We start from the raw sequence: 22,022 nt of genomic DNA on the forward strand, positions 1-22,022 counted from the left end.
CCGCCCGGAGCAGCGGTGCTGCCCCGGGCGGTCCGTCCGTTCGGCCGTCTACCAGCCGTGGTCCTCCTTTTTCTTCTTCTTGTTGGTGACGGAGACGGTGACGCAGTCGTCGGCGTTCACCTGGATGGGACCGGTGACCGGGTCACACGGCACCTGGTAGCCGCCGGGCGCGGCGGTCTCCCGCAGGTAGTACTGCCCGGTCGGCAGGTGGCTGAAGTCGCAGCCGCCGTCGTGGGCGGTGGTGCAGCCATCCGCCCGGGTGTCCGGGTTGGCGCCGCCGGTCTGCAGCCCGGGGACGCCGTTGCTCTCCCGCCACAGCTGGAACCTCGCGCCGCCCAGCGGCCTGCCCGACTTGGCGTCCGTCTTCGTCAGGTGGATCGAGCCGGTGCCCGGCGGCTTCGGCGACGGGCAGTCGCGGGCGGTGACCTGGACGCCCGCCATGGCGTTGGCCGGGGTCAGCACCAGCGGGCCGAACACCGGGTCGGCCGGCAGGTCGTACCCGGGAGGTGCGGCGGTCTCCCGCCAGTAGTACGTCCCGACCGGCACCGTCCGACGGCAGAAACCGTCCGCACCCGTGGTGCAGGCAGCACCCACCTGCGTGTCGGGGTTCACACCACCGGTCTGGAGACCGGGGATGCCGTTGGTCTCCTCCCACAGCTCGAAGACAGCACCGGCCAGCGGCGCACCGGTCTCGGCATCCGTCTTCAGCACCCGCACCTCACCGGTCACCGGCGCCTGCGCGACATCCGGGGCCGTCACCTGCACGCCCGCAGCGGCATTGGCCGCCGTCAGCACCAGCGGGCCGAAGACAGGCTGGGCCGGCAGCACATAGCCGGGAGGCGCGGCGGTCTCCCGCCAGTAGTACGTCCCGAGGTTCACCGTGCGGCGGCACAGACCGTCCGCACCGGTCGTGCAGATCCCGCTCACCTGGGTGTCGGGGTTCACGCCACCGGTCTGGAGACCGGGAACGCCGTTGGTCTCCTCCCACAGCTCGAAGACACCACCCGCCAGCGGTGCACCGGTCACCGAGTCCGTCTTCAGCACCCGGACCTCACCGGCCAGCGGCGCCTGAGGGACGTCGGGAGCCGTCACCTGCACACCCCCGGCGGCGTTCTCCGGAGTGAGCACGAGCGGGCCGAACACCGGCTGGGCCGGCAGCACATAGCCGGGGGGCGCGGCGGTCTCCTGCCAGTAGTACGTCCCGATCGGCACCGTTCGGCGGCAGAGACCGTCCGCACCCGTGGTGCAGGCCGTACCCACCTGGGTGTCCGGGTTCACACCACCGGTCTGAAGACCCGGAATGCCGTTCGTCTCCTCCCACAGCTCGAACACACCACCCGCCAGCGGCAGGCCCGTCACCGAATCCGTCTTCAGCACCCGGACCTCACCCGTCACCGGCGCCTGCGGAGCATCGGGAGCCGTCACCTGCACACCGGCCGGAGCATTCGCCGCCGTCAGCTCCAACGGACCGAGCACCGGATCAGCCGGCAGCACATACCCGGGCGGCGCAGCCGTCTCCCGCCAGTAATAGGCACCCAGCGGCACCGTCCGACGACACAGACCGTCCGCACCCGTCGTACAGGCAGCACCCACCTGGGTATCGGGGTTCACACCACCGGTCTGAAGACCCGGAATGCCGTTCGTCTCCTCCCACAGCTCGAACACACCACCAGCCAGCGGCGCACCCGTCACCGAGTCCGTCTTCAGGACGCGCACCTCACCGGTCATCGGGGGCTGCGCCGTATCGGGAGCCGTCACCTGCACGCCCTCAGCAGCGTTCAGGGGGGTCAGGACCAGCGGGCCGAACACCGGGTCGGCCGGCAGCACATACCCGGGCGGCGCGGCGGTCTCCTGCCAGTAGTACGTCCCGACCGGCACCGTCCGGCGGCAGAAACCGTCCGCACCCGTGGTGCAGGCCGTACCCACCTGGGTGTCGGGGTTCACACCACCGGTCTGAAGACCCGGAATGCCGTTGGTCTCCTCCCACAGCTCGAACACACCACCAGCCAGCGGCAGACCCGTCACCGAATCCGTCTTCAGCACCCGGACCTCACCGGTCACCGGCGCCTGCGGAGCATCGGGAGCCGTCACCTGCACACCGGCCGGAGCATTCGCCGCCGTCAGCTCCAACGGACCGAGCACCGGATCAGCCGGCAACAGGTACCCGGGCGGCGCAGCCGTCTCCCGCCAGTAATAGGCACCCAGCGGCACCGTCCGACGACACAGACCGTCCGCACCCGTCGTACAGGCAGCACCCACCTGCGTGTCCGGGTTCACACCACCGGTCTGAAGACCCGGAATGCCATTGGTCTCCTCCCACAGCTCGAACACACCACCAGCCAGCGGCGCACCCGTCACCGAGTCCGTCTTCAGGACGCGAACCTCACCGGTCATCGGGGGCTGCGCCGTATCGGGAGCCGTCACCTGCACGCCCTCAGCAGCGTTCAGGGGGGTCAGGACCAGCGGGCCGAACACCGGGTCGGTCGGCAGCACATACCCGGGCGGCGCGGCGGTCTCCTGCCAGTAGTACGTCCCGACCGGCACCGTCCGGCGGCAGAAACCGTCCGCACCCGTGGTGCAGGCCGTACCCACCTGGGTGTCGGGGTTCACGCCACCGGTCTGAAGACCCGGAATGCCGTTGGTCTCCTCCCACAGCTCGAACACACCACCAGCCAGCGGCAGACCCGTCACCGAATCCGTCTTCAGCACCCGGACCTCACCGGTCACCGGCGCCTGCGGAGCATCGGGAGCCGTCACCTGCACACCGGCCGGAGCATTCGCCGCCGTCAGCTCCAACGGACCGAGCACCGGATCAGCCGGCAACAGGTACCCGGGCGGCGCAGCCGTCTCCCGCCAGTAATAGGCACCCAGCGGCACCGTCCGACGACACAGACCGTCCGCACCCGTCGTACAGGCAGCACCCACCTGCGTGTCCGGGTTCACACCACCGGTCTGAAGACCCGGAATGCCATTGGTCTCCTCCCACAGCTCGAACACACCACCAGCCAGCGGCGCACCCGTCACCGAGTCCGTCTTCAGGACGCGAACCTCACCCGTCACCGGGGCGGCGGCGCAGTCGGGCAGGTCGCCGTTGAAGGGGTAGGCGTGGAACTCCTGGCCGCCGCCTCCGGTGGGCGAGCTGGTGTGGACGAGCCCGCCGGTGGTGAAGAAGCGGCCGTTGACACCGGGCAGGGTGACCGTGGTCTGCGAGGCCTGCTCGCCGACCAGGGTGCTGCCCTGGAACTGGCCGGTGCCGGCCAGGGTGACCGTGGTGGCGTCGGGGAAGTTCCACAGCAGGCGCTCGCGGTAGGCGTTCAGCGGGTCGGTGTCGCTGATGCCGCCGCTGAAGGTGTTGATGGTCCGGGTGGCGCCGGTCAGGTTGACCAGGATCGTCGCGCCCGCCGGGATGTTGGCGAAGGTGATGCCCTGCTGGACGCCGCCGGGGCCGGTGAGGTCGAAGTCGACGTTGAAGACCTGGAGCGGCGACACGCCGTCGCCGGTGAACAGGGTCTCGAAGCCCGCGTTCACCGCGGTGCCGGTCGGGGTGCGCGGCACGCCGTTGACCCGGGCGTAGCAGTCGGAGGCCGCGGAGAGCTGGTCGCGCAGGGCGGCGTACGGCTGGGCGGCGTTGGGGTCGTGGACAAGGGTGCCGGTCACGGTGCCGGTCTCGGTGCCGGCGTACCGGACGACACCGCCCTCGGCCACCAGGGTCTGACCGCTCGCGACGGAGACGTTGCCGCCGGTGGTCAGGAAGTCGGCGCCGTCCGGCGGGGGGACCCGGGAGCCCACGCCGACGATGCCGATGTTGTAGATGGAGCTGACCCCGCTCTCCTTCGCCTGGTCGAAGTCGTTGAGGACGACGATGCGGCCCTCGGCCTCGGCGGCGCGACCGCGGACCAGGAAGTCGGAGCCGACGAAGACGTTGATCCCATTGTCCCGTCCGGCGAACGGGCCGTTGTTGATCGGGGGGAAGGGGGAGGGACAGCTGCCGGGGACGCAGGGCCCCAGTCCGCCGGGGAGCGTCGCGGCCTCGGCGGACGTGGCACCGGGGCCGAGCGCGAGGACGGGGACGAGGGCCGAGACGATGGTGCACGGTAGTGCCAGGGCGGCGGCCTTTCGGCGGACGCGGGCTAACAGCCGGTTGAGGGAAGCCATAGTCGTAGCGTCCGGCAGGCTGTCCGAACACGGTCACCTGAGGGTCGCTCAGCTACGCTGACCGGTGTGCGGACGCACCCGCACAGACCAACCGTCACCTGACCTGACGGGCCCGACCCGACGCCACGCTCAGGGCGCCGTGCTCAGGACGACTCGTCCCAGGGGGACGCCGCCCGGTTGCCGGTGCCGTCGCAGGTGCGGCAGATCTCGTCGCGGTAGGCGTGCTTGGCGCCGGTGGCGTCGACCCGGTAGCGGACGTAGACGCCGGTGCCGTCGCAGAGGAAGCAGTTGCCCCCGCCGCCGCCGACCTCGGTGGTGCCGGTGCCCTGGCAGGTCCGGCAGCTGAGGCCGGCGGTGCGGCCGGTGCCCGCGCAGATGCGGCAGACCGTGGTCATCGTCTTCCTCCCGGGTCGGGGACCTAGGTCATGGTAGGCGCTGGCCGGTCCTTCCCGAGCGGGCCCTGGTCAGCCCGGCAGGCCCGCGCCGACGCGGCGGGAGACGGAGATCTGCTGGAGGTCGAGCATCCCCGGCGGGTCGGCGAGGCCGGGGCCGCCGGCGTGCACCCACGCGGCGATCTCCTCGATCATGTCCTCGGCGAGCACCCAGCCCAGCCAGACCGGCCGGCCGCCGGCCGCGCGGCCCTCGCTGGACGGGCCGACCACGACCACATTGGAGTGCGCGCAGGTGTCCAGGCACTTGACGGCCCGGACCCGGCCCGCGTCACCGACCGCCGCGCGCAGCCGTTCGTACTGGCCGGCGTGGTCGACGCCGGGGTGCTTCTCCTGGGTGCCGCAGCAGCAGCCCCGGCAGACGGTGACGGTCACCGGGGACGCCGGGCCGCGCCCGCCGCCCTTCCCGCCGGTCCGTTCACGCTCGCGTTCGCGCTCGCGTCGGCTCATGCTCCCTCAGCCCTCCTCGTTCCGCAGGGCCCGCCGCCACGCCCGTTCGCGCAGCAGCCGCAGGCCGTTGAGGCCGACGATCACGGTGGAGCCCTCGTGCCCGGCCACGCCGAGCGGCAGGGGCAGCGTACCCGCCAGGTCCCAGGCGACCAGGAGGGTGATGGCCGCCCCCGCGATCACCAGGTTCTGCACCACCAGCCGGCGGGCGCGCCGGGAGAGCGCCACCACGGCCGGGACGGCGGCCAGTTCGTCGCGGACGAGGACGGCGTCGGCGGTCTCCAGAGCGAGGTCCGAGCCGGCCCGGCCCATCGCCACACCGGTGTGCGCGGCGGCCAGCGCCGGGGCGTCGTTGACGCCGTCGCCGATCATCAGCACCCGGCGGCCGGCGGCGGCCAGGTCGTGCACGGCGGCGGCCTTCTCGTGCGGCAGCAGCCCGCCCCGGACGTCGGTGAGGCCGACCTCGGCGGCCAGCCGGGCGGCGGCGCGCGGGTTGTCGCCGGTGAGCAGCACCGGCGGGCGGCCGGTGAGCGCGGCCAGGGCGCGGACGGCGCCGGCGGCCTGGGCGCGCGGGCGGTCGGCGAGGCCGAGGACGCCGGCCGGCTCGCCGTCGCGCAGCACCAGGACGGCGGTGCGGCCGTCCGCCTCCAGGGCGGTGACGGCGGGGTGGTCGCGGTGCGGGCCGGGGCGCCGACGGCGACCACGGCGCCGTCGACCACGGCCCGCACGCCGACGCCGGGGGTGGCGGTGAAGTCGGTGGCGGGCGGGACGGCGAGGCCGCGCTCGCGGGCGGCGGCGACCACGGCGCGGGCCAGCGGGTGCTCGCTGGGGTGCTCGGCGGCGGCGGCGAGCGCCAGCAGGTCGTCGGCCGCGGTGCCGTCGAGCGGGCGCACCTCGGTGACCCGGGGGGTGCCCTCGGTGAGGGTGCCGGTCTTGTCGAGGGCGACGGCATCGGCCTGCCCGAGGCGTTCCATCACCACCGCCGACTTGACCAGGACGCCGTGCCGGCCGGCGTTGGCGATCGCGGAGAGCAGCGGCGGCATGGTGGCGAGCACCACGGCGCAGGGCGAGGCGACGATCATGAAGGTCATCGCGCGCAGCAGGGCTTCGGTCGTCCCGGCGCCGAGGGCGATCGGGACGGCGAACAGCAGCAGGGTGGCGGCCACCAGGACGGCGGCATAGCGCTGTTCGACCTTCTCGACGAACAGCTGGGTGGGCGCCTTGGTCTCGGAGGCCTCCTCGACCATCGCGACGATCCGGGCGATCACGGTGTCGGCGGGGTCCCGCTCGACGCGCACCCGCAGCACGCCGGAGCCGTTGAGGGTGCCCGCGTACACCTGGTCGCCGGGGCGCTTGGCGGCGGGCAGCGGTTCGCCGGTGATGGTGGCCTGGTCGACGTCGCTCGCACCGTCGAGGACGCGGCCGTCGGCGCCGATCCGCTCGCCGGGGCGGATCAGCACGGTGTCGCCGACGGCGAGGGCGGCGGTGGGGACGGTCTCCTCGGCGTCCCCGCCCAAGGCGTCCGCGCCCGAGGGGTCCGCGCCCGAGGGGTCCGCGCCCGAGGCGTCGGTGCGCAGCCGGGTGGCGGTGGCGGGGGCGAGGTCCAGCAGGCCGCGGACGGAGTCGGCGGTGCGGGCGGTGGCCAGCGCCTCCAGGGCGCCGCTGGTCGCGAAGATGACGATCAGCAGCGCGCCGTCCAGCACCTGCCCGATGGCGGCGGCGCCGAGCGCGGCGACGACCATCAGCAGGTCCACGTCCAGGGTCCGCCCGCGCAGCGCGCGCAGTCCGGCGAGGGCGGGCTCCCAGCCGCCGGCGGCGTACGCGACGGCGTACAGCGCGCCGGACGCCCAGCCGGGGGCGCCGCCGAACTGGAGGCCGAGCGCGGCCAGGAAGGCGGCCAGGCTGCCGGCCGCCCAGCGGGCCTCGGGCAGCGCGAGCGCCCGGGTGCGACGGGGGCGCGGCGGGCCGGCGGGCGGGGCCGGGGCGGCCGACCGGGCGAGCGGGGTGGGCGGGGTGGCGACGGACATGGCCGTCACCCTACAGGAACACATGAACACACCTTCATGTGTTCATATGATCTGCTCCACCGGCCCCCGCTCCCCCACCTCCGCGCCCCCGTAGGATTCCCCCATGGGACACGCAGCCGCCGAGAACGCCGTGCCGCGGATGCGCCTGGACGCGTCCAACGCCGCCAAGGTGGCGAGCACGCTCCAGGCCCTCGCCACCCCCTCGCGCCTGCTGATCCTCGCCCAGCTCCGCGAAGGGCCGCGGGCCGCCACCGAACTCGCCGACGCCGTCGGCATGGAGCAGTCCGCCTGCTCCCACCAGTTGCGCCTGCTGCGCAACCTCGGCCTGGTCGTCGGCGAGCGCCGCGGCCGCTCGGTCGTCTACTCCCTGCACGACGACCACGTCGCCGCCCTCCTCGACCAGGCGGTCTACCACGTCGACCACCTCCGCCTCGGCATCACCGACAGCGGAATGGCGAACTCCCTGCCAACAAACGGTAGTTGAGTGTCAAAGCAGTGGGCCCGGGAACGCACCGGCGGCTAGGCTGCGGGCCGTGAACCTCCTCGCGCTCACGATCGGGACGGTCCTCGGCGGCAGTTCGTACTACACCGGGTCGCGGTCCGTGCGGACGTTCCGGATCCGCCGGTACGGCATGCGCCTGCCCGCCCGGGTGACCGAGGTCGACAGCCGGCCCGTGGGCGACGAGGGCGGCATCGAGGACGACGTCAAGGTGCGCTTCGAGCTCACGGACGGCGCGGCGGTGGAGGCGGCGACGTCGATCTCCCTGCGGGGTCCGACGGGACTGGAGCCGGGCGACCGGGTCGAGATCGCCTACCACCGGAGCCACCCCCGGAAGGTGGTCGTCCTCGGCTACCCCAGCGCCGACGGCGTGGGGCTCCTGGGGTACGCCTGCGTGCTGTTCGCCGTGATGACCGTCTTCTTCTACTGGATCGGCCTCTCCCTCGACTGACGGCGGCCCGGCCACCGCCACCGCCACCGCCGGCTACGCCGTCGCCTCGGCGGCCGCGCGGCCGGCGGTGCGGCCGGAGAAGAGGCAGCCGCCGAGGAAAGTGCCCTCCAGGGAGCGGTAGCCGTGCAGGCCGCCGCCGCCGAAGCCGGCGGCCTCGCCCGCCGCGTAGAGGCCGTCGAGGACGGAGCCGTCGGGGCGCAGCACGCGGGCCGAGAGGTCGGTGTGCAGGCCGCCGAGCGACTTGCGGGTCAGGACGGACAGCCGGACGGCGATCAGCGGGGCGGCGGCCGGGTCGAGGATGCGGTGCGGCGCGGCGGTGCGGATCAGCCGGTCGCCGAGGTAGCGGCGGGCGCCGTGGATCGCGGTCACCTGGAGGTCCTTGGCGAAGGGGTTGGCGAGCTGGCGGTCCCGGGCCTCGACGACGCGGCGCAGTTCGGCGGTGTCGATCAGCCGGGCCCGCGCCTTGGCGTTCATCGCGCGGGCGAGGTCGTGCAGGTTGCCCGCGACGACGAAGTCCGGGCCGTGGCCGAGGTGGGTGCGGACCGGACCGGGGGCGCCGGGCAGCGCGCGCCGCAGCACGCCCCGCAGCGAGCGGCCGGTGAGGTCGGGGTTCTGGTCGGAGCCGGAGAGGGTGAACTCCTTCTCGATGATCCTGCGGTTGAGCACGAACCAGGTGTGGTCGTACCCGGTGGTCCGGATGTGCTCCAGGGTGCCGAGGGTGTCGAAGCCGGGGAACAGCGGGACGGGCAGCCGGCGGCCGCGGGCGTCGAGCCAGAGCGAGGAGGGCCCGGGCAGGATGCGGATGCCGTGCCGGGCCCAGACCGGGTCCCAGTTGGCGATGCCCTCGGTGTAGTGCCACATCCGGTCGCCGTTGACCAGGGCGGCCCCGGCCTCGGCGGCGACCCCGAGCATCAGCCCGTCCACGTGCGCGGGCACCCCGGAGAGCATCCGCCCGGGCGGGGCGCCGAGCCGGGCGGGCCAGGCCCTGCGGACGAGATCGTGGTTGCCGCCGATGCCGCCGGAGGTGACGACGACGGCCTGCGCGCGCAGCTCGAAGCGGCCGGCCACCTCGCGGGAGCTCGCCTCACCGCGCGCCGCCGCGCTCGGCGCGAGCACCTCGCCCGTCACCGTGTCGACGGCGCCGGCGCTCGCCGCCAGGCCGGTGACGCGGTGCCGGAAGCGCAGGTCGACCAGCCCGTGGGCGGCGGCCGCGCGGACCCTGCGGACGAAGGGTTCGAGCAGGCCGGGGCCGGTGCCCCAGACGATGTGGAAGCGCGGGACGGAGTTGCCGGGGCCGTCGGCGAGCAACCCGCCGCGCTCGGCCCAGCCGACGACCGGGAAGAACCGCACGCCCATCGCGCGCAACCAGGCCCGCTTCTCCCCCGCGGCGAAGTCGACGTAGGCCTCGGCCCAGCGGCGCGGCCAGGCGTCCTCGGGCCGGTCGAAGCCCGCGGTGCCGAGCCAGTCCTGCCGGGCGAGGGCGTGCGAGTCGCGGATCCGCAGCCGGCGCTGCTCGGGCGAGTCGACCAGGAACAGGCCGCCGAAGGACCAGTGCGCCTGGCCGCCGAGCGAGGCCGCGGGCTCCTGGTCGAGCAGGATCACCTTCCGCCCGGCGTCGGTGAGTTCGGCGGTCGCGGCGAGGCCCGCGAGTCCGGCTCCGATGACGATGACGTCGGCGTCCAGGGCCATCCGGGCAACTCCTCAAGGCCAGCGGCGAACGGTCGCGCGCATTCCGCTCCGCCCCGTTTCGGAATGGTCTTCGATCCACCGTGGAGCGAAATTCGAAATTCCCGCCGGGCCGGCCGGTGAAACCTTTGACGGGTTTTCGGAAATGTGCGCGCGCGGCATGGACGGCACCGAAACCTGCCAGTAACTTACCTGTCGGTAGTAGCTGTGGCCCGGCTCGCACGTCCCCCACCCACCCGTTTCTCTCCCCCAGGAGGAACCGTGCTCCGCCGTGCCCGGAATTCCCTGCTGCTCGCGTCGGCCGCGCTGGGCGCCGCCCTCGCGATGACCGCCACCAGCGCGCAGGCCGCCACCCCCGCCCCGCACCGCTACGTCGCCCTCGGCGACTCCTACGCCTCCGGCGCCGGCGTCCCGAACCAGTCGGCCGGCCTCTGCCTGCGCTCCGAGCGCAACTACGGCCACCTGGTCGCCGCCGCCCTGGACGCCGCCGCCTACCGCGACGTCACCTGCGCCGCCGCGAAGGTCACGTCGATCACCCGGGCCCAGTACGACGCCTTCATCCGGGTCAACGACCCGCAGATCGACGCGGTGACCGCGGACACCGACCTCATCACCCTCGGGATCGGCGGCAACGACCTCGGCGACAGCGACATCGGGATCGGCGACGTGATCGCCACCTGCATCGCGGGCGCGGTGGTCAACCCGCTCGGCACGCCCTGCACCGACGTCTACCACCACGGCCACTGGGACTGGTCCAGCTGGTCCTGGCAGTACGGCGCCGACGACCTCGCCGACCGGATCGAGGCCACCGGGCCGCGGCTCGCCGCCACCCTGCGCACGCTGCGCGCCAAGGCGCCGAACGCCCGGATCCTGCTGGTCGGCTACCCCTCGGTGCTGCCCGCCGACGGCGCGTCCTGCGTGCTGCGCCAGCCCCTCGCCCCGCGCGACGTCCCCTACCTGCACGCCGTGCTCGGGCGGCTGAACGCGATGCTGAAGTCCACCGCCGCGGCGGTCGGCGCCACCTACGTGGACACCGCCACCCCGACCCGCGGACACGACGTCTGCTCGGACGACCGCTGGATCGAGGGCGCGCTGCCCGGCTCCCCGGCCGTCCCCTTCCACCCGAACGCGACCGGCGAGCGGATCACGGCGGACGCCGTCCTCGCCGCGCTGCGCTAGCGAAAGCCCCGAGGGGGCGGCGACCGGACCCCGGTCACCGCCCCCTCGGTCGTGCGCTCGGCCGTTTCACGGCTTGATGCGGACCACCTGCGGGTCGTGGTCGCTCGCCTGCTGGGCGAACTCGGCGTTGATGTGCACCACGTCGTACTTGGCGTACCCGACCTCCGGGCTGACCAGGATGTGGTCCAGCACCTGCGAGTTGCCCTGGTAGACGTACGAGTACTGCTCCTTCTCCGGCAGCTCGTTCACCAGGTCGCGCAGCACGCCGTCCTTGGTGAGCGCGGCCAGCGCGGGCGAGAACTGGTAGTCGTTGAAGTCGCCGACCGAGACCACCTTGGCCTCCTTGTCGGCGGCCAGCAGCTTGGCGACGAAGGCCTGCTCGACGGTGGCCTGGGCGATCCGCTGGACCTCGGAGGAGCGGGTCGGGGCCTGGAAGCGGCTGTCGATGCCCTGGTCGCCGCCCTTGCTGTTGAAGTGGTTGGCGATGACGAAGACCTTCTTGCCGCGGAAGGAGAACTGGCCCACCAGCGGCTTGCGGCTGTTGGCCCACGCCGCGTCGGTGGGGGCGATCCGGCCGGGCGAGGCGGTCAGCGAGGCGGCGGCGCCGGTGCCGGCGACGTCCACGGCGGTGGTGGCGGTGCCGCCCGGGATGTCGGTGAAGGAGACCCGCTGCGGGTTGAACAGGAAGACCTGGCGGATGTTGCCGCCGGGCTCGCCGCCGTCCTTGCCGTCCTGCGGGTCGACCGAGCGCCAGTCGTACGCCGGGCCGCCGGCCGCCTTGATCGCGGCGATGAACTTGGCGACGGTCTCGCTCGCGTCCACCGTGCCGTCGCTCTTGGCGCCGTTGTTGTCCTGGATCTCCTCCAGGGCGACGATGTCGGGCGAGCGCAGGTGGGTGACGACGCCGGCGGCCAGCTCGGCGAACTTGGCGTCGGGGTTGGTGGCGGCCAGGTTCTCCACGTTGTAGGTGGCGACGGTGAGTTCGCGCTCGCCGGCCTGCGCGGTGACCTCGCGCTGCAGGTGGTTGTCCTGGAGCGCGCCGAGGGCTCCGGCCACCAGGGTGTAGCCGCCGAACTGGTTGTAGTCCAGCGGGCCGGAGGTGGTGCCGGCCAGCACATCGCCGACGTTGGCGACCGGGAAGGGCTGCTGGGAGACCGGCGCCTGCTGCTGGACCATCAGGCGGCCGACGTTCGGCTCGGCGTAGGACTCGTAGAGCAGGCCGCCGCGCCGGCTCTTCTGGTCCTGCTTGTCGGCGGCCACCCACAGCTCGTTGTACTTGTCGGTCGCCTGGACCACCCGCACGTCGCGGACCTCGACGAGCATGCCCTCCAGCGACTCGTAGAAGTCGAGGGTGTACTTCTCCGGGTCCAGGGTGACGCCGTTGATCGTGCCGTCCGCACCGGCCTGCGGGCTGTAGGTGCCGGGGATGTTGCGGGTGTCGACGACCACCGGGGCCGGCAGCGGGTTGCCGGAGGAGACCACGGTGACGGCCGGGTTGGTCAGCTGGGTCAGCGACTGCGAGCCGCCGTTGAAGTTCGGGTAGTACTCCGTCACCTTGCCGGTGACCAGCACCGAGTCGCCGACCTTGACGGTCGGGTTGGCGGAGCCGGTGTAGACGAAGACGCCCTCGCTGGTGGCCGGGTCGGCGTCCGGGTTCGGGTCCTGGATCCAGAAGCCCTTGGAACCGTAGGCGCGCACGCCGGTCACGATGCCGGGCACGCCCGCGACGGTCTTGCCGGTGCGCTCCGACACCCGGGTCTTCCCCTGGATGTCGTGGATCCGCACGGTGCCCGGCTCGGTCGGGCCGGTCGGGGTGGAGCCCTCGGCGACCTCGCCGCGGCTGTTGGTCGGCGTCGGGGCGCCGGCCGCGAGGTCGGCCGCGTTGTCGTCGGTGTCGGGCAGGCCCGCCCTGCGGGCCACCGAGGCGGTGTTGGAGGCGCCGGGCACCGAGGCCGAGCCCTCGTGGACCACGGCGGTGCCGAAGCCGACGAGGTCGCGCACCCGCGCGTCGGCGGCGCAGTCGGCGGCGGTCTTGCAGGTCAGCGGGTCGGTGCCGCGCACCAGCGCGACGGTGCCGCTGGTGCCGGAGAGCGCCAGCGAGCCGGCCGCGTCCGGGGTGGGCAGCTCGACGGTGCCCGCCGCGCCGGCCGACTCGGCGACCAGGTAGCGCCCGCCGGGGGCGATCGACCCGGTCAGCGGGGTGACGCCCCACTGGGAGTTGGCACCGGGGGTCGCGGATATGTACTGGATGCTCCAGCCGTCCAGGCCGAAGGCCGCGCCGCCCTTGTTGGCCAGCTCGACGAAGTCGTTCTTCAGGGTGGCGCCCGAGTTGCCGCCACCGCCGTAGACCTCGGCGATCAGCGCGTCGGCGGAGGGCGCGGCCACGGCGGCCGGCAGCGGGGCCAGCACCAGGGAGGCGGCCAGACCGGCCGGGAGGATCGCGGCGCGCAGCAGGGCGCGGCGGGAACGCGGACGGGGCGCAGTGGGGGTGGTCACCGGAACGGGACTCCTAGCTGTGGGTGAGGGTCGGTCGGCCGGGCGCACCGCGCGCATGGCCCCGCTACCCGCGTAGAAAGCCGTGCGGGAGCCGGGAACCACCCCCGCAGCGCCCAAAGATACGCGCGTAGAAAATGGCCGGACAAGAGCCCGGAAGTGAACTTCTCCAAGACGTCCGACGATCGTCGCCCCGCGGCCGTGACGGCCGTGAAGGCCTCGACGACCGGCTACAGCCAGCCCCGCTGAGCCGCCTTCAGGCCCGCCTCGAAACGGCTCGCCGCCTCCAGACGCTCCATCAGCGCCGCCATCTGCCGCCGCACCGTGCGCACCGAGACGCCCAGCCGCTTGGCCGCCGCGTCGTCGGTCAGCCCGGTGGACAGCAGCCGCAGCAGCTCGCGCTCGCCGGGACTCAGGCCGGTGGCGGCGTCCTCGGGGCGGGGGTCCCCGCCGAGCGGGACGGCCGTCTCCCAGGTCTGCTCGAACAGCGCGACCAGCGAGGCGACGATCCCGGGCTCCTCCGTGCACAGCGCGCCGGCCCGGGTGTTCTCCGGGTCGATCGGCACCACCGCGGTGATCCCGTCGAAGACCAGCATCCGCGGCGGCAGCACCGGGGCGGTGCGCACCCGGCCGCCCAGCGAGGTCATCCACTGGGTGTAGGCGAAGGTCTCCGGGTCGTTGCGCACGCTGTCCTGGTAGATGGTGCGCAGGCTGACGCCGCGCCGCAGGGCGTCCTCGTCCAGCGGGCGGGAGGCGGCCAGGCTGGCCGCGGACTGCGCACCGCCGGGCATCACGCCCAGGCACTCGGTGGCCAGCCGGGCGGTCAGCACCTCCAGCTTGGACTGGATGGCGTCGAGGCCGACCAGCCGCTCGCCGCCGTCCACCAGGGTGGCCGAGCGGAGCGTGGCGTACTCCGCGACGGCGCGCGCCACGGCGGCCTTGGAGACGGCCAACTCCTGTTGCCTGCGCGCGAGCTCCTCCTCCTGACGGCGCAGCAGCAGTTCCAGTCCGCGCTCCGGACTGACCGGCCACAGGGCGCCCGGGCGCTCCCGGGAGGCCCGCAGCAGCGTCAGGTCGGCAAGGCGGTCGAGGGCCGCCCGGACAACGGTTTCGGAGAGTTCGAGCCGTTCGCAGAGTTCGGCCACTCCGCCCTCCGGGTCCGCGAGCATCTCGCGGTACACGGCTTCGGCGGTGGCGTCCAGGCCCAGCAGTTCCAGCACGTCAACGACCCCTGATCGTCACAGCATCGCCTCAAGCGAATGAATTTCCGTCCGGTCCGCCGACCCCCGATCCTTCCTCCGGCCGGCGCGCCCCCACAAGACGTGATCCGGTCACCCGAGCAGAACCGGACCATCCGGTCGGTTCCGCGGACGGTGCCGGGCCCGCGGCGCCACCCCCGGTTGCCGCCGCGGGGTTGCAGCATGCTGCCTGGCCGGATGCTGCAACCCGATCTCCCTCCCGCGACGGGCCCGGCGCCGGGAGTATTCGGTGTGCGCGCACCGCACCGCCGGCCACGCACCACCGGCCACGCCATTCCACACGCCCTGAACCACTGTGCACAGAACAGGAACCGCCGTGCCGAAGACCGTCCGGCTGCTCGCCGTCACCGCTCTCGCCCTCACCCTCGCCACCGCCGCCGCCCCCGCCTTCTCCGCCCCGCAGGCCGCCCCGGCCGCCGTCACCCTCGCCTCGGCCGGCCGCGCCGGCGGGCCGGGGATCGGCTGGGACGCCCCGGGCATCGGGATCATCGGCTGGGACACCGCCCCGGCCGACGGTCCGGGCATCGGCTGGGACTGACCGTTCCGTGTTCGCCGTCCATCTGACGCTCCTGGACGTCTCGACCGCGCCGACGGTCGAGGCCGGACCCGCCGACGTCCAGGGCGCCCTGTGGGCACGCGCGGTTCCGGGCGACGGCCTGGAGCACGTGCGTGCCGGAGCCGTCCCGGGAGGCGTCGGCCTGGTGCTGTACGTCCGCGCGCCCGACCGGGAGGCGGCCGAGCTGCGGGCGTACGCCCTGCTCGACCGGGCACTGGCGCAGGGCCCCGCGCGCCGCTACGCGGTGGCGGCTCCACCGTAGGCCGCGGGGCCTTCCGCCGGGCGCTTCCTGATCTTCCGTCCGGTTTTCGGACGGTTGCCCCCGCTCGCTGATTTGGCCGATTCATGCCTTCGGCCATGACCGGCTCTTTACTGACATGCGCATGCCCATTGGTGCGTCCTGCCCAGGCCCGGTTCCCCCGGGCCCGCGCAGCCGTGCCCGCGGACGGGCGCGCGTCGCCGTCGATGTCGAATCCCCCTCACCCAAGACCGTCGAGGAGCTCCCCATGTCCCACCCGACCGGCACACCACCCCGGCCCCGCGCCGGGGACACCGTGCCAGCCGCCCCCGCGTCACGCCGCCGCAACGGCGTGCTGCGCAACACCGCGGTCGCGCTCGCCGTGGTGCTCGCCGCCGAAGCCGGCGCCGTCCTCATGACAACCGGCCAGGCCGTCGCCGTCAGCCCCGACAAGCCCGCCGCCCCCAAGGCGGCGAAGGCGCTCGGCCCCGCCGAGGCCAAGGACATCGCCACCGCCCACCTCAAGGCCCGGCTGGAGAACCGCCGGATCGAGGTGACGGACGAGCGCACCGAGTCCACCACCACCTGGATCAACCCGGACGGCACCACCACGCTGGACATGGCCACCGGTCCGATCCGCTACAAGGACAAGGACGGCAAGCTCCAGCCGATCGACGTGTCGCTCGCCCAGCAGGCCGACGGCACCGTCAAGGCCAAGGGCCACCCGCTCGGCCTCTCGCTGGCCGGCGCCACCCCGGCCGCCGCCGCGTCCACGTTCAAGGCGGCCGGCGCCCCGGCGGGCGACCAGCAGGCCCCGGCGGTCCCGCTGGTCTCGCTGGACAACGGCAACGGCACCGCCATGTCGCTGTCCTGGCGCGGCACCCTGCCCGCCCCCACGGTGGACGGCACCAAGGCCCGCTACGAGAACGCCCTCACCGCGACCGACCTGGTCATCGAGTCCACCCGGACCGGCTTCGAGCAGTTCCTGGAGCTCAAGGACCGCTCGGCGGTCGGCGCCAACGGCACCGTCACGATGACCCTGGACGTGGCCGGCCTGCGGGCCCGGCACAACGAGGACAACTCGGTCTCCTTCCTCGACCCGACGACCGGCGAGGAGAAGGGCCAGCTGCCCGCCCCGGTGATGTGGGACGCGCAGGTCGACGAGCGCAGCGGCGAGCACACCCGCACCGCCCCGGTCGGCCTGAAGGTCACCCAGAACGGCAACGCCGTCGACCTCACGCTCACCCCGGACGCGGCGTTCCTCAACGACCCGAAGACCCGCTTCCCGGTCACCGTCGACCCGGCGGTCAACATCGGCGTCGGCTTCGACACCTTCGTCCAGGAGGGCTACGGCACCGACGTCTCCTCCCAGACCGAGCTGAAGCTGGGCAACAACGGCTCCGGCCAGGTGGCGCGTTCGTTCCTGCAGTTCCCGATGGCCAAGATCAGCGGGAAGCAGATCACCAGCGGCAAGCTCAACCTGTGGAACTTCCACAGCTGGTCCTGCACGGCGAAGAGCTGGGAGGTCTGGGACACCGGCACCGCCACCACCGCCACCCGCTGGACGGCGCAGCCCGGCTGGAACAAGAAGTGGGCCTCCTCCACCGCCACCAAGGGCTTCTCCAGCTCCTGCAACGACGGCTGGGTCAACCAGGACATCACCGCGCTGGTCCAGGCGTGGGCCAACAACGGCAACGCCAACAACACCCTGGGCGTCCGGGCCACCGACGAGAACGACCCGTACGGCTGGAAGCGGTTCAACTCCGGCAACGCGGCCTCCAACACGCCGTACCTCTCGGTCAGTTACAACACGGTCCCGGCCGTCTCGACGCTGGTCTCCCCGGCCAACGGCGCGCTCACCGGCGACTCCACCCCGGCCCTGTCGGCGAAGGCGACCGACCCCGACGGCGGGAACATCCTGCTGGACTTCGAGGTCTGGACGTCCAACGGCACCGCGGCGCTCCAGTCCGGGCACACCGCGTACGCGGCCTCCGGCTCCACGTTCACCTGGACCCCGGGCACCGCGCTGCCGGCCGGCGCCTACAAGTGGCGCTCCCGCTCCTGGGACGGCACCGCCAACAGCGCCTGGTCCGCGTTCCGCACCTTCACCGTGGACACCACCGCGCCGGGCGCGACCACCGTCTCCTCCGGCGACTTCCCGGCCGGCCAGTGGGCGGGCGCCCCGGACGCCAACGGCGACTACAGCGGCACCTTCACCTTCACCCCGCCGACCAGCGACGTGAAGGACGTCCAGTACAAGCTGGACGGCGGCGCCTGGGTCACCGCGGCCACCACCGGCACGCCGGTGACCGCCAAGCTCACCTTCAAGGCGGGCACCCACACCGTCACCGCGCACAGCCGGGACGCCGCGGGCAACGTCTCCGCCGACCGGACGTACACCTTCTACGCCGGCAAGGGCGCGGCCCTGACCGCTCCGGGCGCCGGCGAGCGCGCCGCCCGTCGCACCACGCTGCTGGGCGAGGGCAACAGCAACCACACCGGGGTGCGCTACCAGTACCGCCGCGGCGAGACCGACACCTGGAAGGACGTGCCGGTCGCCAACCTGACCACCACCGACGGCAAGGCCGTCACCGGCTGGCCGTTCGCCGCCCCGGCCGGCAAGCCGGCCCCGCTGACCTGGAACATCACCGACACCCTGACCGCCGACGGCCCGGTGGACGTCCAGGCGCTGTTCACCGACGGCACCTCGGTCGCCGTCACCGAGCCGACCACCATCACCGTCGACCGCAGCGCGGGAACGGCGCCGGACACCGAGATCGGGCCGGGCAAGGTCAACACCCTCACCGGTGACTTCGGCCTCTCCGTGACCGACGCCGCCGGCTTCGGGCTGAGCAGCGAGCGCTCGTTCTCCTCCCGCCGCCCCAACCTCGGCGCGGAGCGCGAGGGCCAGGCCGCGATCTTCGGCCCGCAGTGGAGCCCCAGCACCGTCACCGAGCTGACCCAGTCCGACTGGGCCTACCTGCGCCAGACCTCGCCGACCTCGGTCGCCCTGGTCAACGGCGAGGGCGCGGAGACCGGCTTCACCGCGACCGCCGGCGGCGGCTGGAAGCCCGAGCCCGGCGCCGAGGAGTACACCCTCACCGGCACCCTCACCGGCACCTTCTCCCTGAAGACCACCGCCGGTGCGACCATCACCTTCGGCAAGGTCGACCCGGCCGCCGCCACCTGGCAGGTCACCGGCAGCTCCCTGCCGGCGGACAACTCCACCACGACGGTCGTCTCGGAGAAGGTCACGGCCGGCGGCAGGACGCTGGCCCGCCCGCGGTACCTGGTCTCGCCGACCTCGGCCACGGCCTCGGCGAACTGCGCGGCCGTCCCGTCGACCGCCGGCTGCCGCGTCCTGGAGTACGTCTACGCGGACACCACCACCGCCACCACCGCGGCCGTCGGCGACATCGCCGGCCAGGTGAAGCAGATCCGGCTGTGGAGCACCGCCCCGGGGGACATCGTCGCCACCCCGGTCGTCATCGCGGAGTACCGCTACGACGACATGACCCGCCTGCGCGAGGTCTGGGACCCGCGCGTCGGCCAGTCGCCGAAGACCACCTACAGCTACGACGCCGCGGGCCGGGTCATCACCCTCACCCCGCCCGGTGAGCTGCCCTGGACCCTGACCTACGGCAAGGCCGGCAACGCCGCCACCGCCGGCGAGGGCATGCTGCTCGCGGTCTCGCGTCCCTCGCTCCAGCAGGGCAGCAAGGACGTCACCAACGGCACCTCCGCGACCAACCTGGTCTACGACGTGCCGCTGACCGGCACCGGCGCCCCGTACGCGATGGGCGTCGCCGACGTGGCCGCCTGGGGCCAGACCAACGCGCCCACCGACGCCACCGCGTTCTTCCCCGCCGACGCGCCTCCGGCCAGCCACGACGGCCGGACCCTCGCCGCGGGCGCCTACGCCAAGGCCGCCATCACCTACACCAACGCCTCGGGCCGCCAGGTCAACACCGCGGCCGCCGGCGGCGTGACCACCACCGAGTACGACGCACTCGGCAACACCACCCGCGAGCTGACCGCCGACAACCGGGCGCTGGCGCTGTCCGGCGCCGGTGACGGGCTCACCAGGCTGCGGGCGCTCGGCCTCGACAAGGCCGGCACCGCCGACCGCGCCCTGGCGCTGTCCACGCTCTCCACGCACTCCGCCGACGGCCTGCGCCAGCTGGAGCAGACCGGCCCGCTGCACGTCGTGACGCTGGAGCGCGACCTGGCCGCCTCCGGCTCCGGCCCGGCCCGCCCGGCCGGCGACGAGGTCCCGGCCCGCACGCACACCGTGACCGCCTACGACGAGGGCCGCCCGGCCAACGCCGTGGTCGCCAACCAGCCCACCACGGCCGCCATCGGCGCGCGGATCGACGGCTACCCGGCCGACGCCGACGTCCGCACCACCAGCACCGGCTACGACTGGACGAAGGGCCTGACCACCAAGGTGGTCGAGGACCCGGCCGGTCTGGCGCTCACCAAGAACCTCACGTACGACGCCCAGGGCCGCCCGGTCAGGATGACCCAGCCCAAGTCGAACGGCAACGACGTCGGCACCACGGTGACCGCATACTGGTCCGCCACCGGCACCGGCGCCTGCGCGGGCCGCCCCGAGTGGGCCGACCTGCCCTGCGCCACCGGTCCGGCCGCCACGGTCGCCGACGCCGGCAGCAACCCGGCGGAGCTCCCGACGAAGACCACCGAGTACGACCGCTGGGGCAACCCGGCCGTCGTCAGGGAGACCGCCAACGGCGTCACCCGCACCACCACCACGACCTACGACGCCGCCGGACGACCGGTGAAGACCGCCGTCACCGGTGGCACCGGCACCGCCGTCCCGGACGCCACGACGACCTACGACGCCGCCACCGGCCGGGCCGTCTCGGTGTCCAACGGCACCTCCACCGTCACCACCGGCTACGACAGGCTCGGCCGCCCCGTCAGCTACAACGACGGCGCCGGCAACGTCACCACCACCGAGTACGACGTCGCCAACCGGATCGTCAAGGAGTCCGACTCCTCGCCGTCCACCACCACCTACACCTACGACTCCGCCGGCCGCCCGCAGTCGACCACCGACTCGGTCGCCGGCACCCACAGCGCCGAGTACGACGCCGACGGCCGGATCGCCCGGCAGACCCTGCCCGGCGGCTACGTCCTCACCAACACCTACAACCCGCAGGGCGTGCTGACCGGCAAGGTGTACACCGCCGCCGACGGCACCGTCGTCCTCGCCGACCTCGCGGACTACAACGTCCACGGCCAGCAGGCCGGGCACACCCAGAGCGCCGGCAGCGCCGTGGAGAGCGCCTTCACCTACGACGCCTTCGGCCGCCTCACCAAGGCCGCCGACAGGACCCCGAGCGGCTGCACCACCCGCGGCTACGCCTTCGACAAGAACGGCAACCGCACCTCGCTGACCACCACCACGGAGGACTGCGACCCGGCCACCAACGACATCACCAGCACGATGGTGTCGTCCGACCACGACTCGGCCGACCGGCTCAAGGGCGCCGGCTACGACGCCTTCGGCCGGATCACCACGCACCCGAAGAACGGCGCCCAGTTCGGCTACTACGCCACCGGCCTGGTCCGCAGCGAGACCCTCGGCACCCAGCGCAACACCTGGGCGCTCGACGCGGCCGGCCGCCTGGCCTCCCGCACCGGCGAGACCCAGGCCGGCGACGGCACCTGGAGCACCACCTCCGGCGCCGTCAACCACTACGGCTGCGCCTGTGACAGCCCGACCTGGAGCACGGGCGACGGCGGCGAGGTCGTCCGACTCGTCACCGACCTCACCGAGACCCTGAGCGCCGTCACCGGAGCCACCGGCGCCACCGTCCTCCAGCTGACCAACCTGCACGGCGACGTGTCGGTCCAGCTGCCGCTCGACCCGGCCGAGTCGGTCGTGGTCCGCGCCTACGACGAGTACGGCAACCTGCTGGCCGGCCTGAGCACCCCGGCCACCCCGGCCACCGGCTACGGCTGGGTCGGCGGCCAGCAGCGCGACAGCGCCACCCTCAGCGGCGTCGTCCTGATGGGCTCGCGCCTGTACGACCCGACCCTCGGCCGGTTCCTGCAGACGGACGCGCTGCTCGGCGGCAACGCCAACGCGTACGCCTACCCCACCGACCCGGTCAACATGTTCGACCTCGACGGTCGCTGGAGCTGGTCCAAGACCCGCTACTACTCCTGGGGCCGGGCGACCGCGTACGTCAGCGCCAGCATCGGCTGGGGCGGCCTGAAGTACAAGCTGGGCCTGAAGCTGGTCTTCAACCGCTCGTACACCGCCAAGATCGGCCGCAGCGCCCACTACTTCTGGGGCCCCCTCGCGGCGGCCATGGCCCTGTTCGGCCCGGTCGGCGCCGCCCTCGGCGTGGTGACGGCGGCCAAGCTCGGCTGGATCCAGAAGACCGCGGCGAAGGCGAACCACTACAAGAAGTGCGTCGCCGTGAAGTTCGAGGCCCGCGGCCTCACGCTGGGTCTCGGCGAGACCTGGGTCTCGTCCTGCTGACCTGACCCGCCGAGGCGGAACGGACAAGGCCGGGCCCGGGGGATCCTTCCCCCGGGCCCGGCCGGTTCG

General features: G+C 73.4%; 12 protein-coding genes and 1 pseudogene. 6 read left to right on the forward strand and 7 right to left on the reverse strand.

Features of this window, described 5'->3' with window-relative positions; genetic code table 11:
* Positions 1-48 precede the first annotated feature (48 nt).
* The 4 genes and pseudogenes from ACFCLZ_RS10150 to ACFCLZ_RS10165 form a co-directional block, all read right to left on the reverse strand.
* On the reverse strand, positions 49-4,155 hold the full coding sequence (locus ACFCLZ_RS10150; protein WP_380284494.1) for a SpaA isopeptide-forming pilin-related protein: 4,107 nt from the start codon (positions 4,153-4,155) through the stop codon (positions 49-51).
* A gap of 143 nt (positions 4,156-4,298) precedes the next feature.
* Positions 4,299-4,550 carry a hypothetical protein gene (locus tag ACFCLZ_RS10155; protein WP_380284496.1) on the reverse strand — a complete coding sequence of 84 codons (252 nt, stop codon included), beginning with the start codon at positions 4,548-4,550 and terminating at the stop codon, positions 4,299-4,301.
* A gap of 69 nt (positions 4,551-4,619) precedes the next feature.
* On the reverse strand, positions 4,620-5,054 hold the full coding sequence (locus ACFCLZ_RS10160; protein WP_380284497.1) for a (2Fe-2S) ferredoxin domain-containing protein: 435 nt from the start codon (positions 5,052-5,054) through the stop codon (positions 4,620-4,622).
* A gap of 6 nt (positions 5,055-5,060) precedes the next feature.
* A pseudogene (locus ACFCLZ_RS10165) lies at positions 5,061-7,078 on the reverse strand (heavy metal translocating P-type ATPase).
* A 103-nt stretch (positions 7,079-7,181) separates the two neighbouring features.
* Between ACFCLZ_RS10165 and ACFCLZ_RS10170 the strand changes: the two are divergent.
* The gene (locus tag ACFCLZ_RS10170) at positions 7,182-7,562 is read left to right on the forward strand and encodes an ArsR/SmtB family transcription factor (RefSeq protein ID WP_380284498.1); all 381 of its coding nucleotides are present in this window, start codon (positions 7,182-7,184) and stop codon (positions 7,560-7,562) included.
* Positions 7,563-7,611: 49 nt separating this feature from the next.
* Positions 7,612-8,028, forward strand: a complete 417-nt coding sequence (locus tag ACFCLZ_RS10175; RefSeq protein WP_380284499.1) for a DUF3592 domain-containing protein — start codon at positions 7,612-7,614, stop codon at positions 8,026-8,028.
* A gap of 33 nt (positions 8,029-8,061) precedes the next feature.
* On the opposite strand, the gene ACFCLZ_RS10180 is transcribed toward ACFCLZ_RS10175, so the two are convergent.
* Positions 8,062-9,717: an FAD-binding dehydrogenase gene (locus tag ACFCLZ_RS10180; RefSeq protein ID WP_380284500.1), complete on the reverse strand. Its 1,656-nt coding sequence runs from the start codon at positions 9,715-9,717 to the stop codon at positions 8,062-8,064.
* Between the two features lie 258 nt (positions 9,718-9,975).
* Here ACFCLZ_RS10180 and ACFCLZ_RS10185 point away from each other — a divergent pair, with 258 nt between their 5' ends.
* A complete protein-coding gene (locus tag ACFCLZ_RS10185; protein WP_380284501.1) occupies positions 9,976-10,893 on the forward strand; it encodes an SGNH/GDSL hydrolase family protein in 918 nt (305 codons plus the stop codon).
* Positions 10,894-10,959: 66 nt separating this feature from the next.
* On the opposite strand, the gene ACFCLZ_RS10190 is transcribed toward ACFCLZ_RS10185, so the two are convergent.
* Complete coding sequence (locus ACFCLZ_RS10190) at positions 10,960-13,389, reverse strand: lamin tail domain-containing protein (protein WP_380284502.1); 2,430 nt, start codon at positions 13,387-13,389, stop codon at positions 10,960-10,962.
* A gap of 227 nt (positions 13,390-13,616) precedes the next feature.
* On the reverse strand, positions 13,617-14,606 hold the full coding sequence (locus tag ACFCLZ_RS10195) for a LuxR C-terminal-related transcriptional regulator (RefSeq protein ID WP_380284503.1): 990 nt from the start codon (positions 14,604-14,606) through the stop codon (positions 13,617-13,619).
* Between the two features lie 355 nt (positions 14,607-14,961).
* Here ACFCLZ_RS10195 and ACFCLZ_RS10200 point away from each other — a divergent pair, with 355 nt between their 5' ends.
* The 3 genes from ACFCLZ_RS10200 (at position 14,962) to ACFCLZ_RS10210 (ending at position 21,953) form a co-directional block, all read left to right on the forward strand.
* Positions 14,962-15,183: a hypothetical protein gene (locus ACFCLZ_RS10200; RefSeq protein ID WP_380284504.1), complete on the forward strand. Its 222-nt coding sequence runs from the start codon at positions 14,962-14,964 to the stop codon at positions 15,181-15,183.
* 7 nt (positions 15,184-15,190) lie between these two features.
* Positions 15,191-15,463 (forward strand): hypothetical protein, encoded by a 273-nt coding sequence (locus tag ACFCLZ_RS10205; protein WP_380284505.1) that lies wholly within the window; start codon positions 15,191-15,193, stop codon positions 15,461-15,463.
* A 244-nt stretch (positions 15,464-15,707) separates the two neighbouring features.
* Positions 15,708-21,953 carry a DNRLRE domain-containing protein gene (locus tag ACFCLZ_RS10210; protein WP_380284506.1) on the forward strand — a complete coding sequence of 2,082 codons (6,246 nt, stop codon included), beginning with the start codon at positions 15,708-15,710 and terminating at the stop codon, positions 21,951-21,953.
* Positions 21,954-22,022: the final 69 nt, after the last annotated feature.

The organism is Kitasatospora purpeofusca (assembly GCF_042691725.1).
Lineage (GTDB): Bacteria > Actinomycetota > Actinomycetes > Streptomycetales > Streptomycetaceae > Kitasatospora > Kitasatospora purpeofusca_B.

Coding starts and splice junctions, on each gene's coding strand:
- ACFCLZ_RS10150 (WP_380284494.1), bottom strand. CDS start 4,155: ATGGCTTCCCTCAACCGGCTGTTAGCCCGCGTCCGCCGAAAGGCCGCC.
- ACFCLZ_RS10155 (WP_380284496.1), bottom strand. CDS start 4,550: ATGACCACGGTCTGCCGCATCTGCGCGGGCACCGGCCGCACCGCCGGC.
- ACFCLZ_RS10160 (WP_380284497.1), bottom strand. CDS start 5,054: ATGAGCCGACGCGAGCGCGAACGCGAGCGTGAACGGACCGGCGGGAAG.
- ACFCLZ_RS10170 (WP_380284498.1), top strand. CDS start 7,182: ATGGGACACGCAGCCGCCGAGAACGCCGTGCCGCGGATGCGCCTGGAC.
- ACFCLZ_RS10180 (WP_380284500.1), bottom strand. CDS start 9,717: ATGGCCCTGGACGCCGACGTCATCGTCATCGGAGCCGGACTCGCGGGC.
- ACFCLZ_RS10210 (WP_380284506.1), top strand. CDS start 15,708: ATGTCCCACCCGACCGGCACACCACCCCGGCCCCGCGCCGGGGACACC.